General features: G+C 59.2%; 14 protein-coding genes. 8 read left to right on the top strand and 6 right to left on the bottom strand.

All coding sequences use genetic code 11. The features are described from left to right. Positions 1-47: 47 nt before the first annotated feature. Together ACW9UQ_RS03025 and ttcA are read right to left on the bottom strand one after the other, a co-directional pair. On the bottom strand, positions 48-1,985 hold the full coding sequence (locus ACW9UQ_RS03025) for a putative bifunctional diguanylate cyclase/phosphodiesterase (protein ID WP_458929517.1): 1,938 nt from the start codon (positions 1,983-1,985) through the stop codon (positions 48-50). A 72-nt stretch (positions 1,986-2,057) separates the two neighbouring features. Then, positions 2,058-2,885, bottom strand: a complete 828-nt coding sequence (gene ttcA / locus ACW9UQ_RS03020) for a tRNA 2-thiocytidine(32) synthetase TtcA (RefSeq protein ID WP_458929516.1) — start codon at positions 2,883-2,885, stop codon at positions 2,058-2,060. 112 nt (positions 2,886-2,997) lie between these two features. Here ttcA and ACW9UQ_RS03015 point away from each other — a divergent pair, with 112 nt between their 5' ends. Continuing rightward, a complete protein-coding gene (locus ACW9UQ_RS03015) occupies positions 2,998-3,606 on the top strand; it encodes a DUF1353 domain-containing protein (protein ID WP_458929515.1) in 609 nt (202 codons plus the stop codon). A gap of 66 nt (positions 3,607-3,672) precedes the next feature. On the opposite strand, the gene ACW9UQ_RS03010 is transcribed toward ACW9UQ_RS03015, so the two are convergent. The 4 genes from ACW9UQ_RS03010 to rpmH are packed head-to-tail and all read right to left on the bottom strand — an operon-like array spanning position 3,673 to position 5,348. Continuing rightward, the gene (locus tag ACW9UQ_RS03010) at positions 3,673-4,596 is read right to left on the bottom strand and encodes a DMT family transporter (protein ID WP_458929514.1); all 924 of its coding nucleotides are present in this window, start codon (positions 4,594-4,596) and stop codon (positions 3,673-3,675) included. Next, positions 4,583-4,804, bottom strand: a complete 222-nt coding sequence (yidD, locus tag ACW9UQ_RS03005; RefSeq protein WP_458929513.1) for a membrane protein insertion efficiency factor YidD — start codon at positions 4,802-4,804, stop codon at positions 4,583-4,585. The genes ACW9UQ_RS03010 and yidD overlap by 14 nt, the downstream gene beginning before the upstream one ends. Further along, on the bottom strand, positions 4,801-5,187 hold the full coding sequence (rnpA, locus tag ACW9UQ_RS03000; protein ID WP_458929512.1) for a ribonuclease P protein component: 387 nt from the start codon (positions 5,185-5,187) through the stop codon (positions 4,801-4,803). The genes yidD and rnpA overlap by 4 nt, the downstream gene beginning before the upstream one ends. A 26-nt stretch (positions 5,188-5,213) precedes the next feature. Further along, entirely contained in the window at positions 5,214-5,348 is a 135-nt protein-coding gene (gene rpmH / locus ACW9UQ_RS02995; RefSeq protein WP_458929511.1) for a 50S ribosomal protein L34, read from the bottom strand. 792 nt (positions 5,349-6,140) lie between these two features. On the opposite strand from rpmH, the gene mraZ reads away from it, so the two are divergent. From mraZ to mraY, 7 genes are read left to right on the top strand one after another with little or no spacing between them, the layout of a single operon-like run. Beyond that, complete coding sequence (gene mraZ / locus ACW9UQ_RS02990; RefSeq protein WP_458929510.1) at positions 6,141-6,635, top strand: division/cell wall cluster transcriptional repressor MraZ; 495 nt, start codon at positions 6,141-6,143, stop codon at positions 6,633-6,635. 3 nt (positions 6,636-6,638) lie between these two features. Beyond that, the gene (gene rsmH, locus ACW9UQ_RS02985) at positions 6,639-7,634 is read left to right on the top strand and encodes a 16S rRNA (cytosine(1402)-N(4))-methyltransferase RsmH (RefSeq protein WP_458929509.1); all 996 of its coding nucleotides are present in this window, start codon (positions 6,639-6,641) and stop codon (positions 7,632-7,634) included. Next, positions 7,631-7,996, top strand: a complete 366-nt coding sequence (gene ftsL / locus ACW9UQ_RS02980) for a cell division protein FtsL (RefSeq protein WP_458929508.1) — start codon at positions 7,631-7,633, stop codon at positions 7,994-7,996. The genes rsmH and ftsL overlap by 4 nt, the downstream gene beginning before the upstream one ends. Further along, positions 7,993-9,774: a peptidoglycan D,D-transpeptidase FtsI family protein gene (locus tag ACW9UQ_RS02975; RefSeq protein ID WP_458929507.1), complete on the top strand. Its 1,782-nt coding sequence runs from the start codon at positions 7,993-7,995 to the stop codon at positions 9,772-9,774. Before ftsL ends, ACW9UQ_RS02975 begins: the two co-directional genes overlap by 4 nt. Positions 9,775-9,827: 53 nt before the next feature. Next, on the top strand, positions 9,828-11,288 hold the full coding sequence (locus tag ACW9UQ_RS02970; protein ID WP_458929607.1) for a UDP-N-acetylmuramoyl-L-alanyl-D-glutamate--2,6-diaminopimelate ligase: 1,461 nt from the start codon (positions 9,828-9,830) through the stop codon (positions 11,286-11,288). Beyond that, entirely contained in the window at positions 11,285-12,721 is a 1,437-nt protein-coding gene (locus ACW9UQ_RS02965) for a UDP-N-acetylmuramoyl-tripeptide--D-alanyl-D-alanine ligase (protein ID WP_458929506.1), read from the top strand. The genes ACW9UQ_RS02970 and ACW9UQ_RS02965 overlap by 4 nt, the downstream gene beginning before the upstream one ends. Further along, positions 12,722-13,807 (top strand): phospho-N-acetylmuramoyl-pentapeptide-transferase, encoded by a 1,086-nt coding sequence (gene mraY, locus ACW9UQ_RS02960; protein WP_458929505.1) that lies wholly within the window; start codon positions 12,722-12,724, stop codon positions 13,805-13,807. The last annotated feature ends 114 nt before the right edge of the window (positions 13,808-13,921 follow it).

Here is a 13,921-nt window from a genome sequence, read left to right as displayed (position 1 = left end):
AGCCTTCTGCCTCAGCTGCGCTGGCCCGCCATTCCAAGTCGTTGATTTCAGCCCGCCGCGCCCAGTTTGCCGCCCTGCATTGAATTATGCGCTTTCAGCCAAGTGAGGGTTTCGGCGAAGGGCATCGGTTTGGCGATAAGATAACCTTGCACTGTCTGACACCCCAAAGACCGTAGGAATGCCATCTCATCCTCGGTTTCGACGCCTTCGGCCAGTGCCTCGATCCCCATGGTCCGGGCCATATTGATCATGGTCGCAACCAGCTTCTGGTTGTCATGATTGCTGTCCAACCCTGAAATATAGGAGCGGTCGATCTTTATCCGGTTGGCGCAAAACCGGCGCAGTCCGGTGATGGAGGCTGTTCCGGTGCCAAAGTCGTCCAGATCGATTTTCAGACCCAAACTCGATAGCGCCCTGATATTGATGGCGATCCGGTCCTCATCGTTCTCGACATAGATATTTTCAAGTACCTCAACCGAAAGACGGTCAGCAGCCATGTCGAACCGGTCAAGTTCCCAACGCAGGGTTTCCACCAGGCGCGGATCGCGCAATTGCGCCTGAGAGAAATTTACCCCCAAATGCTGGATATCAAAGCCTGCAGCCTCCCAGTCCTTAAGGGCCTGTAAGCCCTGATTGAGCATGACTTCGCCAAGCGCATCATCCAGGCCCATTTCATCGATCAGCGGCAGAAACAGCCCCGGCGGCAATGTGCCACGGACCGGATGTTGCCAACGCACCAATGCCTCGAACCCGGTCACCTTCCCGGTCAAAAGGTTGATCTGCGGCTGGTAATGCGCCTTTAGTTGGTCCTGCCCCAAAGCCATTGTCAGTTCCGCGCCCAACTCGGTAGACGCGGTCATTTTGGAGCGGATGTCGTCGGTATAGCGCACCCGGTTCTCCGCCCGTGTTGACAGCGCGATGCCAAGGGCGGTGTCAGCCTCTTCATAGATATTGCTCATATCTTCGCCCGGCAAAATGGCGCGGTATCCGGCCATCAGGTCCACCGCTACGCGGCTGCCATGAATGACGACCGGTTCGAACAGCAACTGCTCCATCCGGCCCACGAGGCGCGGTTCCTGCTCTACCGGGCCGCTATAGTCTGATAAAAGAAAGAAATGGCCATGGCCGCAATGGGCCAGAAACGTGATGTCAGATCGTAGTTTTTGCAGCCGGTCAGCAAACTCTCTCGCGATTTCCTGTGTGAAACGGTCGCTCAGCACCCGCTGATTGCGGGCAACCGGCTCCAATTTGACGACCAGTGCAGCCTGCGGCGCTGCATCTGCCGGCAGGGTGGTCTTCCCCTCAAGAAATCGCTGCAGCCCCCGGCGGCTTGGCAGGTTGGTCAGATCATCGCAAAATTCCAGCGCCTCAAGATCATCCTGGGCCTGGGTCAGCATCTCGCTGTTCTTGAGGGCAGCCCGCGCTACCGGGCGGAAAATGTAGCGGATCATGATGGTCATCGCGACAACCGTCAGCGACATAAGAAGTGCTGTCGACCAGAAGATCAGCGTCATCAGCTCTGCACGCTGCACCCTCTCATCCGCGATGATTGTGTCAAGTGAGGGGATCAAGTCTTGCAGAATGTGGTTGAGTAGCTCCGAACTATGCTCAAGGACCGCTTCGGTGCGCATGCTGCCCGAGACCTCCATCGCCAAACCGGTCAAGCTGTCGGCTTCACTTGGGGTGGGGCTGAAATCGAAACTAGGCGCTTTGTGTTCCAGGCGATAGGTTTCCAGCAACCCCTTAAGCTCCTGCATCAGTTCTGCGCGTTGCATAAGATCGCGTTCGACCGCAGTCGCTATGGACAGCGTAGCAATGCGTTCCATCTGCTGGCGTTCGATCACCGCCGCGTCATAGTGCTGGCTAAGCGTGGCCTGTTTGGAGATCAGCGACAGAACGCCGACAAACAGCACTGTCATCGCTGCGATCATGCAGACCAGCAGCCACAAAAATAAACGGATTTTTGTCAGCGGAATATTCGACACCGGGCGGGACCCTCCTTCACCGGGGCACACCCTACGCCGCAGATCGCTAATGTTCCGTAAAAGTTCCGCCCGTTAATCGTCGCCGCGTGTCAATCCCGCAAAGTCGAACAGGCGCGAGTCAAGCATGTGGCTGGGATTAATATTGGTCAGGGCGCCGAAGATCAGATCGCGGCGACCGGGGCGGTTTGCCTCCCATTCATCCAGCATGCGCTTGACCTGCTGGCGCTGCAGACCGTCCTGACTGCCGCAAAGATCGCAGGGAATGATCGGATAGGCCATGGCACGCGCGAATTTCTCGCAATCCACCTCAGCGACATGCGCCAGCGGACGACAGACGAACAGATCGCCTTCATCATTCAGCAGACGTGGGGGCATGGTGGCCATTTTTGAGCCGTGAAACAGGTTCAGGAAGAACGTTTCAAGAATATCATCGCGATGATGGCCAAGAATGATGGAGGTGCAGCCTTCCTCGCGCGCAACACGATACAGATGGCCGCGGCGTAAACGGGAACAAAGCGCGCAATAGGTCCGGCCCTCGGGCACCTTGTCTGTAACGACGGAGTAGGTGTCGCGATATTCAATCCGGTGCGGCACACCGCGTTCTTCCAGAAACTTGGGCAGGACGGTTGCGGGAAAGCCAGGTTGCCCCTGATCCAGGTTGCAGGCCAGCAACTCTACAGGCAGCAGACCGCGCCACTTTAGTTCATAGAGAATGGCCAGCAGGGTATAACTGTCCTTGCCGCCGGACATGCAAACCAGCCATTTGGCATTCGGTTCGATCATACCATAGGATTCAATCGCCTCGCGGGCCTGGCGAACCAGACGTTTGCGCAGCTTTTTGAACCCGGTGGTTTGCGGTGCGCCTGCAAACAGGGGATGGATATCGTTATCGTCCAGCATGCGCGACGGGTAGCGCCAGCGGCCCGCCAATGCAAGCGGGGTGTGGAGATCGGCACTGCAAACGCGCTCTGGTTGTGCTATGGTGGTTCGGTCAGGTCTTGGGGGGAATCCGATGCACCGTATGTCCAAAGCGCCAGCCACACAGGGTCCGGCCGATCCCTATCCGGAACACCCCGGTCGTGTGTCCGATTTTTCCTATGAGGACGGGCTGATGCTGCTTCGGCTGAAAGATGCGGTGTCAGCGCGCAAGGGCCGGGATGCGGACTATATCGTCGGGGCCGACTACACGATAACCTATCATCTGGACGGAACCGGGCCGCACAAGATCACTGTGCCGCGCGGTATGATGACGGATCTGGTCTCGGTCCCGCCGTTGTTTCGCACTTGGGTGGGGCGGGTTGGGCCATATCTGGAGGCCGCGATCGTGCATGACTACCTCTATATCGCCTGGCAGGATGAGGACGGCGGCGTGCCGCGCAAACAGGATCGCAGGTTTGCCGATCAACTGTTCCTTGTGGGGATGCGGGCCGCCAAGGTGCGCAGTTATTCGGCTTGGCCGATCTATGTGGCGGTGCGTTTGATGGGTGGATTTGCCTATTGGCGGCGCGAGAAAGAAAGATATGTCGACCTGAGCGACCCAACCATCGTAGCGCAATTTCCTCGACCGATTGGCGAGGCATTGGCGCGATCCTGCGGTCTGGATGGACAGGCTGAACTGTAGATTCCGAGGATAGGGTGAGGTTTGTCGCGCGAAACTGAATGATCTGCGGTAAGTCGGGCGGTTACATCAGGTTTTTGAAGTTTTCGTCTGCTTGGTCCGCGTCACGGCGTGTTCGCGGAGCATGATATAAAGCCCCGCGCCCATCGTCACAGCGATACCAAGGCTGGCAAGACCGTTGGGCAGGTCCCGGAAAATCAGCCATCCAATGACCGTTGCGAAAGGGATCTCGAGATATTGCAACGGGGCAAGGGTTGTTGACGGTGCAAACTTCAGCGACCAGCTCAGCAACAGATGTGAAAGAGTGCCGATCACGCCAATGGCCAGCAGAAGAGCACCATTGGTGGCGTCAGGCCAGACAAAACCTGATGCTTGAGGCAAAGCCTCGGCCACCAGAAGGGCCGCCAGCAGGATGGGCGTTGCAATCAGTCCGCTGACGGCCTGCAGGGCAATCGGGTCGATCTTTTTGGCAATCAGGCGGGTTATCAGGATGAACACGGAAAAGATGACGGCGACCAGCAGGGGCAAAAAGGCAGGTGCGCCCACTTCGACAAAGCTGGGCTGGATGACCATTAGGGTTCCGGTAAAGCCAACGGCACAGGCCAGCAGGCGGCGCAGGCCCACCTCTTCGTTTAGAATGAAATGACCCAGAAGAAGCTGGATGAAGGGCAGCACGAAGGCAATTGCAATGGCGTCGGCCAGCGGTAGGAAGCGCAGGGCCACGAACATAGCGCCTATGCCAAGAACATGCAGCACTGTGCGCAACAGGATCAGCCGCATGGTCGCTGCATCGGCGATCAGCGGCATGCGGGCCCACCAGACCAAAGGCATTAACAACGCGGCTTGAACAGCGAAGCGCACCAGCAGCAGTTGCAGCAGGGGCAAGCTGCCGCCCAGTATCTTTGCGATCGCATCCGCCAGGGGTGCCATCACGCAAAAGCCCAGCATCAGCAAAAGGCCCAGCAGGGGTTTGTCGCCCTCAGTCCGGGACATTGTCGATGCCCGAGCCGCCCCATGGGTGGCAGCGTGAAATCCTGCGGATGGTCAGCAAACTTCCCTTGATGCCGCCGTGTTTTTCCAAGGCCTCAAGCGCATAGGCGGAACATGTCGGGTGAAATCTGCACCCGCGCCCGACCCATGGGCTGCCAATCAGGCGGTAGGCCTTGATGGGTTGGGAAAGCATCCAGGCCAGCGGGCTCATGAATGCGGCCTGTGAATGCGGGCCAGTGCCGTTTCAAGATCGCGCACCAACTGATCGAAGGCGCGCGAGGCGGTCACAGTCTGACGCCCGATCAGAACATAGTCCCACCCATCGCGGCCTGCATGGGGCAGGATGGCCCGGGCAACCTCGCGCAGGCGGCGCTTGGCCCGGTTGCGAGCGACGGCATTGCCAACTTTCTTGGAGCAGGTATAGCCGACTCGGATCCCTGAGGACGGTGTGCGGCGGTCACGTGCCTGAAGGATAAAGCCGGGCATGACCTGTTTACGGGCCCGTGCAGCATACAGAAAATCGGACCGCTTTGTCAGCGTCGTAACAGGCGGGCAGGGCAAAACCGCCGACGCCTTTGCAGGCGCCGGCGGCACGATCTTGTCAGAGGATGACTCGCAGGTCAGGCGGACAGGCGCTTGCGGCCCTGCGCCCGGCGGCGGTTGATGATCTTGCGGCCAGCTTTGGTGGCCATGCGGGCCCGAAAGCCGTGGCGGTTCTTGCGCACCCGGTTTGAGGGCTGGAATGTGCGTTTCATATCACGTGTCTCCTTGGCGTGGTCGGGTGTTCCGACCTCTGTTCCGAGCCCGGAGCCCGAAACGGCAGAAATTCGAAGCCCGGTATCTAAGCGGCCTTTGAGGGCAAGTCAATTGGCAGGTGCTGGAAAAATGCCGCGCCTTGCGGCGCGAAGAGATGCTTGCGCTTGCGCGCGCTGCCTCTCTCTGACGCCCAGTGGGGGAATGACGTGGCGGTTTTGTCGTTTGGACAGTGTGGGATGTCGTGGTGCCACTTTGGAAAACCTGCCGGAAACCGGGTGATTCGCAGGGACTTCTGTGGATAACCCGGTTGAAAACTGTCTGGCCGCCCGCTGTTTTTCGACTAGGAGGGAAGAATTATGGGTTTTTATGGATATTGATGCCACTTCTCTTATTCCACTAGATATTGTGTTCAAATTTTGTCTGACGGCAATATTTCGAAGATTCAGTGTCGATTAGGTGCTTTCTTTTGCATCGGCTTTGCGCTATTCCCAAGTAATTCCCATTGATGTGCATAAATTCCCATTGATTTCCATGAATTCCCGTGGGATACCTTTCTCCACGGAAGGTTGTGACATCGAAATGGGCATCAAGACCCACCCTCCAATAGAATCGGCAGGTTCATACAGGCACACACTCTTCCGTTAAAAGCAGACGACCCGAGCGGGGCAGAGCAGACTTGGTACAAGAGTAACCCGCAAACGGGCTGGCCTAACGGCACTTAGGGGCGGGTCGCGCTAGAGGCAGCGCGATCCGCTTTTTGCTAACCGGGCCAGGACAGGAGCAGACGGAGCGTGGCAAGACGTTTCAGAAGTGAGTCGGTCCACAAAGTGGACAGCAAGGGGCGTGTATCGATCCCGGCTGCCTTTCGTCGTGTGCTTGAAGAAGGTGATCCCGATTTTGTATCCGGCGGGCAGGCAACCCTGATCCTGATGTATGGCCGGAAAGCGGGCGTGTGTCTGGAAGGGTATTCTGTCACCGGGATCGAAAAGATTGACGACATGATTGACGATCTGCCGCCATTTTCACCTGAACGCGAGGCGTTGGAGAGGATGCTGAATTCGCAGTCCATTCAGACGCAGGTGGATGAAAGCGGGCGGATCGTACTGCCAGCCAAACTGCGCGACATGATTGGCGTGAAAGGTGAGGCGATGTTTGCCGGGATGGGCGACAAGTTCCAGATCTGGGAACCGGATGCTTATGCCGAAGATATGGCCCGGCTTAAGGACGGTCTGAGCGGCGAGCGGGATCCGTTTGCCCTTCTGGGCCGATCGTGGCAGGAGGGCTGAGGGATGGCGGCGCTTGAAAGGATCAGCGCGCATATCCCGGTGATGCTCGACCCCATTATGAAGGCGATAGAGCCGGTGCGCGGCACCTGGCTGGATGGCACCTTCGGGGCCGGTGGGTATACGCGTGCTTTGCTGGAGGCAGGCGCGGACCGGGTCATTGCGATAGATCGTGATCCATCCGTGTTTGATGTGGCAGAGACATGGGCGGGCGAATATGGTGACCGGCTGGCGATGATCGGAGGCACGTTTTCCAACCTTGATACCCTGGCGGATATGCCGCTGGACGGGGTGGTGCTGGATATCGGCGTCAGCTCCATGCAGATCGACCAGCCCGAGCGCGGGTTTTCGTTTCAGAAAGATGGCCCTCTGGACATGCGGATGGGGGCTGATGGGCCGAGTGCGGAAGCCATTGTGAATGATGCCTCTGAGGCGATGCTGGCGGATATTCTGTATCAATATGGGGAAGAGCGGGCCTCGCGCAGGATTGCACGGCGCATTGTTGCTGCCCGCGCGGACACCCCGATCACCCACACACGTCAATTGGCCAAGATCATCGAAGATGCCTTGCCAGCCGTGCGCCCGGGCCAGCCGCATCCCGCGACCCGCAGCTTTCAGGCGTTGCGTATCGCGGTGAATGACGAACTTGGCCAACTGGCGCAGGGGTTGATGGCGGCAGAGCGGGCGCTGGCCCCCGGCGGGTTGCTGGCCGTCGTGACCTTTCATTCGCTGGAGGATCGCATCGTCAAACGCTTTCTGCAGTTACGATCCGGTAAGGTTGCAAATGCCAACCGCTACGCGCCGGAACAAACCGGCGAGGCACCGCGCTTTGCCTTGGTATCGCGCAAGGCGATTGCGCCGGGCGAGGATGAGGTTCTGGCCAATCCGCGGGCCCGGTCCGCCAAGTTGCGTGTTGCCCGGCGGCTGGATGTGCCAGCAGGGCCGGTCGATTTGAAAAAGCTGGGCATGTCACCGCTCGATCTGACAGGGGAAAAGGGATGAGAACGGTACTGTATTTTTCGGCCTCGCTGATCCTCGTGATCTTCGCGTATTGGGCCTATAACGTGAATTATGAAACGCAACAGGCGGTGCGACGGGTGGATAACCTGCGGGTTGATATTGCCAAAGAGCGCGAGGCTATCGCGGTGCTGCGCGCCGAATGGGCTTATCTGAACCGCCCCGATCGTCTGCGCGAACTGGCCGAGACGCATTTCGTTGCGCTGGGGCTGATGCCGATGAACTCGGAGCATTTCGGCGACCCTGATCTGGTCGCCTTCCCCCGGACCGAGCCGCAATACAATCTGCAGGATGAAATCGACCGCCTGATCTCTGAGGCGCTTGTGGTGGAGGTCAGCAGCCAATGATCCGCACGCCCCTGCGTCCGCTGGCCCGGGTTCTGAGCGCACGGGCCAATGGCGAAAACCCGGACCAGATTGAGGCCGAGGCCCGCGCCGAACGGATGCGTGCCCGCCAACGCGCGGAGCGCGCCCGGGCTGAGCATCGGTTGTTGTTGCTGGCGGCCGTTTTCCTGCTGGCCTTCGGGACGGTGGCGGTGCGCATGGGCGCGCTGGCTGCAAGTGAACCGGTAGAGCCAACGCGGTCTGCCAGTCATTTGGCAATTGCCCAGCAGCGTGCTGATATCGTGGATCGCGAAGGGCGCATTCTGGCAACCAACCTGCTGACCGCGTCGCTTTATGCGCAGCCGCATATCATGGTGGACAAACCAGCGGCGGCCAAAGGGCTGGCGCAGATTTTCCCGGAAATGGACGAAGCGACCCTGCTGCGCCGGTTCTCGGGCAGCCGCAAATTCATCTGGCTGCGCCGCTCGCTTTCGCCGGAACAGCAGCAGGCGGTGCATGATCTTGGTGAACCGGGCCTGCAATTTGGGCCGCGTGAATTGCGGCTTTACCCCAATGGCCGGATCGCGGCCCATATCCTGGGCGGCTACCGCTTTGGTCAGGAAGGTGTGCATGCGGCCGAGGTGATCGGCACGGCGGGTGTCGAACTGACCTATGACCAGTTTCTGCGCGACCCGGCCAATGCGGGCGCACCGCTGGAACTGTCGATTGACCTGTCGGTGCAGGCGGCTGTGGAAAAAGTACTGGCCGGTGGCATGGAGTTGATGGGGGCCAAAGGGGCGGCTGCCGTGTTGATGGAGGCTGAGACCGGCCAGATCATTGCCATGGTGTCCTTGCCGGATTTCGATCCGAACCAACGCCCGCGCCCGCCTGTGTCGGGCGACCCGGCGGACAGCCCGATTTTCAATCGCGCCGCACAGGGCGTTTATGAGATGGGTTCGACCTTCAAGATATTTACCGCCGGGATGGGCATGGAATACGGGTTTGCGGCACCATCGACCATGATCGAGACCAAGGGGCCGATGAAATGGGGCCGGTTCACGATCCGGGACTTTCATGATTACGGGCCAAAGCTGAGCCTGACAGATGTGATTGTGAAATCCTCGAATATCGGGACAGCCAAAATCGCGGTTGAGGTTGGGGCAGAGCGGCAGAAGGCATTCCTGGGGCGCCTGGGTTTTCTGGAACCATCGCCTGTGGAATTGCCCGCCGCGCGCAAAACCAAGCCGTTGCTGCCGCCCAAGTGGTCCGAAATTTCAACCATTACAATATCGTATGGCCATGGTCTTGCAGCGACACCACTGCATCTGGCTGCGGCTTATGCAACGATTGCCAATGGCGGCAAGCAGGTCACGCCAAGCCTTGTAAAGTCCGATGCCAGGCCGAAGGAAGATGACCGGGTCATGTCCGAAAGCGTGGCGCGCGAGTTGCGCTCCATGCTGCGGCAGGTGGTGACGCGGGGAACGGCCTCCATGGGTGAGGTACCGGGGTATGAGGTGGCGGGCAAAACCGGCACGGCGGATAAGCCCAAGCGCAATGGCGGCTACTATGACGATAAGGTCATTGCGACCTTTGCCTCGATGTTTCCGGTCAGCGATCCCAAATACGTGCTGATCGTGACGCTTGATGAGCCCGAAATTACCACATTGGGCGAGGATCGCCGCACCGCAGGTTGGACCGCGGTTCCCGTCGCGGCAGAGATCATCCGGCGCATTGGCCCGTTGATGAACCTGCGTCCCACGCCTAAAGAGAGCGCGGACAGCTTCGCGCTGGCCGGAGAGTGACAGAGATTGAGCGGAGGGCCGACGTGACGGTCACGCTGGAAGAACTTGGATTGATGGTCGGCGCAAAGCGCGCCGGTGACTGGTCAGGCGGCATCGGGGCCGTCACCGGGCTGGCGGTGGACAGCCGCGAGGTGAAGCCGGGCTATCTGTTTTTTGCAGTACCTGGCACAACCATTCACGGTGGAGAGTTTGTAACCTATGCGCAGCGCATGGGGGCTGTAGCCGTGATCACCGATGCCGAGGGGCTGGCATTCGCAGAAAAGGACGGCGCGACCAGTTTGCCAATCCTGGTGCATGCCAACCCGCGTCTTGCATTGGCCCAGGCAGCAGCCCGCTGGTTTGGGGCCCAGCCAGAGGTGATGACGGCGGTTACCGGCACCAATGGCAAAACCTCTGTCGCCAGTTTCACCCGGCAGATATGGGAGGAACTGGGCGCGTGCGCGGTGAATTTCGGCACCACGGGGGTGGAGGGCGCCCTTTCCGCGCCGCTGTCACATACGACCCCCGAACCGATCAAACTGCACCGCTTGTTGGCCGACTTGGCGAAGGAAAAGGTCAGCCATGCGGCGATGGAAGCCTCCTCCCACGGATTGGCGCAATGTCGTTTGGATGGCGTGCGGCTACGGGCGGCGGCCTTTACCAATATCAGCCGCGATCATTTGGATTATCACGCCGATTTCGAAGACTACTTTCAGGCCAAGGCGGGTTTGTTCACCCGGGTTCTTGGCAAAGACGGGATCGCGGTTCTGAACCTCGACGACCAATATGGCCAGAAACTCCGCGATATCTGTCTGGAACGCGGTCAGGAGGTCATCGGTGTGGGCCATGACGATGGCGCGCTGCGTATCCTGAATAGCCGGTTCGACACCACCGGGCAGGATTTACGGTTTTCCTGGAACGACCAGGTGCATATGGCCCGGTTGGATTTGATTGGTGGCTTTCAGGCGCAAAACGCACTGGTCGCCGCTGGGTTGGCGATTGCCACAGGGTTTGAGCCGCAGGATGTGTTCCGCGCGCTTGGGACCCTGACCACGGTTCGCGGCCGGATGCAGCGCGCGGCGGTGCGGGCCAATGGGGCTGCGATTTATGTTGACTATTCTCACACGCCCGACGCACTGGCCACCGCACTGCAATCGCTGCGCCCCCATGTGATGGGCCGTCTGCTGGTGGTGTTCGGCGCAGGCGGTGACCGGGACAAGGGCAAACGCCCGCTGATGGGGCAGGCTGCAAAGGCTCATGCCGATGTGGTCTATGTCACCGATGACAATCCCCGTTCCGAAGACCCCGCCACGATACGTACCGAAATCATGGCTGCGGCACCCGGTGCGAATGAAATCGGTGACCGGGCCGAAGCGATCCTTGCCGCAACAGACGCCTTGCAACCTGGCGACACGTTGCTGATCGCGGGCAAGGGGCATGAGACCGGCCAGATCATCGGCGATGACATTTTGCCTTTTGATGACGCCGAGGCCGCAAGCGTTGCGGTGGCCGCTTTGGAAGGGTTGGGCTCGTGATCTGGACAGCCGCAGAGGCCGGAGCTGCGACGGGAGGGCATAATACCGACGACTGGCAGGCCTCGGGCGTGTCCATCGACACCCGTACTTTACAGCAAGGCGATCTGTTTGTGGCGTTGAAGGATATTCGTGACGGTCACGATTTTGTGGCGCAGGCCTTCGAAAAAGGCGCGGCTGCGGCCCTTGTCAGCCATATTCCCGAAGGTGTCACTGGTCCATGTCTGGTGGTGGATGATGTGCTGGAGGGGCTTTGCGATCTGGCGCGCGCTGCGCGCCGCCGCTGCAAAGCCCGTGTGATTGCGGTTACCGGCTCGGTTGGCAAGACCGGAACCAAGGATATGTTGCGCACGGCATTGGCCGGGCAGGGCCGCGTCCATGCGGCCGAGAAAAGCTACAACAACCACTGGGGCGTGCCGCTGACACTTGCGCGGATGCCTGTGGATACCGAGTATGCCGTGATCGAGATAGGCATGAACGCACCGGACGAGATTGCCCCGCTTGCCAAGCTGACACAGCCGCATGTCGCGATGATCACAACTGTTGCCGCTGTCCATCTAGCGGCGTTCGACAGCGTCGATGATATTGCCCGTGAAAAGGCCTCAATCTTCGAAGGTCTTGGCGATGGTGGGGTGGCGGTGATCAACTGTGATCTGGATACCTTTCCTATTTTGCGTGACGCGGCGGCGCAGGCAGGCGCAACCCTCCGCCTGTTCGGGGCAGGCCAGATGGCCGATTATCGGTCGCAAGACATCAATGTAGGGCTTGATATGACCACCGCGACAGCGACGGCCAATGGACAGCCGTTCATATTCAAGCTGTCTGTGCCGGGCCGACACCTGATTGCAAACGCGATGGGTGTGCTGGCCTGCGTGGATGCGGTCGGCGGCGATTTGGCGCGTGCTGTTCTGGCGTTGGCGGACTGGACCCCGCCCGAAGGGCGCGGACAGCGCTGGCACGTGGTGCTTGGCCCGGGGGGTATCGACGGGGCAGTGGAACTGATCGACGAAAGCTATAACGCCAATCCGGCGGCAATGGCCGCCACGCTGGAGGTTTTTGCCCAGACCCGGCCACAGGACGGTATCGGGCGCGTCTCTCGTGGGCGGCGTATCGCGTTTCTGGGGGATATGCTGGAACTGGGCGAACAGTCCGAGGCCCTACATGTGGCGCTGGCGGATCTTGAGCCTATGCAAAAGGTCGATCTGGTGCATTGCTGCGGCCCCCTTATGCGCGCGCTGCACAGCGCCCTGCCACAGAACAAACAAGGCCAATGGTTTGAAACCAGTGAGGATATGGCGCGTGCCGTGCCAAAGCTGGTGGATGCCGGGGATGTGGTGATGGCCAAAGGCTCGCTGGGATCGAAACTTTCCGTCGTGATCGACGCCGTCAAAAAACTGGGCGAGGCCCGCCCAATCAACAATAATGAGGTTGAGTAGATGTTGTATTTCCTAAGCGGGCTGTCCGATGGCGGCGATGTCTTTAACCTGTTTCGGTATATCACCTTCCGCGCAGGCGGCGCCTTTCTGACTGCTCTGATTTTTGGTTTTATCTTTGGGCGGCCATTAATCAACCTTTTGAAAAAGAAACAGAAAAAAGGTCAGCCGATCCGCGAAGACGGACCGGAAAGCCACATTTTGGCCAAGGCAGGCACGCCAACAATGGGCGGTTTGCTGATCTTGTCCGCATTGCTGTTTTCCACGCTGCTATGGGGACGGCTGGATAATGGTTATGTCTGGATGGTGATGTTCGTGACCTTCGGCTTTGGCATGATCGGGTTTGCCGATGATTATGCCAAGGTGTCCAAGGGCAACCACAAAGGGGTTTCGGGTAAGGTTCGCCTGGCTATCGGCTTTGGCCTGGCCGCAGTGGCGGCCTATTGGACGATGCAGTTGCAGGACCCCAGCCTTGCTGGGCGCTTGGCGTTCCCGGTGTTCAAGGATGCGCTGCCGAACTTTGGTTTGCTGTTCATCCCCTTTGCCATGATTGTCATCGTTGGGGCCGCAAATGCAGTCAACATGACCGATGGGCTTGACGGGTTGGCGATCATGCCGGTGATGATCGCAGCCGGGTCGTTCGGCATTATCGCCTATGTTGTCGACCGTACCGACTTTACCCAATATCTCGACGTCCACTACGTGCAGGGTACCGGTGAGATCACCATCTTCGTTGCGGCGCTGATCGGAGGGGGCTTGGGCTTTTTGTGGTACAATGCTCCACCAGCTGCTGTGTTCATGGGCGACACCGGATCGTTGGCGCTGGGCGGCGCACTGGGCGCAATTGCGGTGGCCACCAAGCACGAGATCGTGCTGGCCATTATCGGCGGTCTGTTCGTTGTCGAGGCCCTGTCGGTGATCATTCAGGTTGCCTATTACAAGCGCACCAAGAAACGCATTTTCCTGATGGCCCCGATCCATCACCACTTTGAAAAGAAGGGATGGACCGAACCGCAGATCGTAATCCGGTTCTGGATCATCTCGGTCATTCTGGCGATTGTCGGGCTTGCCACGCTGAAATTGCGCTAGAGCGCCGTCCTTGAAATCTGAATCGGTGGGATTCCCACGATGCGGATTTTGTGATTCACTATATTTGGAGGTGGAACATGGGCAAATCGCTATCACTGGATATTCGGGAGCGTG

This window comes from Halovulum sp. GXIMD14793, assembly GCF_054457435.1.
Note: the sequence above shows the minus strand (reverse complement) of the source record. Positions and strands in the feature narration are given on the sequence as shown.

Excerpts from the sequence above, each read along its gene's own strand:
- ttcA (WP_458929516.1), bottom strand. The coding sequence starts at position 2,885 with ATGCTGGACGATAACGATATCCATCCCCTGTTTGCAGGCGCACCGCAA.
- ACW9UQ_RS03015 (WP_458929515.1), top strand. The coding sequence starts at position 2,998 with ATGCACCGTATGTCCAAAGCGCCAGCCACACAGGGTCCGGCCGATCCC.
- ACW9UQ_RS03010 (WP_458929514.1), bottom strand. The coding sequence starts at position 4,596 with ATGTCCCGGACTGAGGGCGACAAACCCCTGCTGGGCCTTTTGCTGATG.
- yidD (WP_458929513.1), bottom strand. The coding sequence starts at position 4,804 with ATGAGCCCGCTGGCCTGGATGCTTTCCCAACCCATCAAGGCCTACCGC.
- rpmH (WP_458929511.1), bottom strand. The coding sequence starts at position 5,348 with ATGAAACGCACATTCCAGCCCTCAAACCGGGTGCGCAAGAACCGCCAC.
- rsmH (WP_458929509.1), top strand. The coding sequence starts at position 6,639 with ATGGCGGCGCTTGAAAGGATCAGCGCGCATATCCCGGTGATGCTCGAC.
- ftsL (WP_458929508.1), top strand. The coding sequence starts at position 7,631 with ATGAGAACGGTACTGTATTTTTCGGCCTCGCTGATCCTCGTGATCTTC.
- ACW9UQ_RS02975 (WP_458929507.1), top strand. The coding sequence starts at position 7,993 with ATGATCCGCACGCCCCTGCGTCCGCTGGCCCGGGTTCTGAGCGCACGG.
- ACW9UQ_RS02970 (WP_458929607.1), top strand. The coding sequence starts at position 9,828 with ATGGTCGGCGCAAAGCGCGCCGGTGACTGGTCAGGCGGCATCGGGGCC.
- mraY (WP_458929505.1), top strand. The coding sequence starts at position 12,722 with ATGTTGTATTTCCTAAGCGGGCTGTCCGATGGCGGCGATGTCTTTAAC.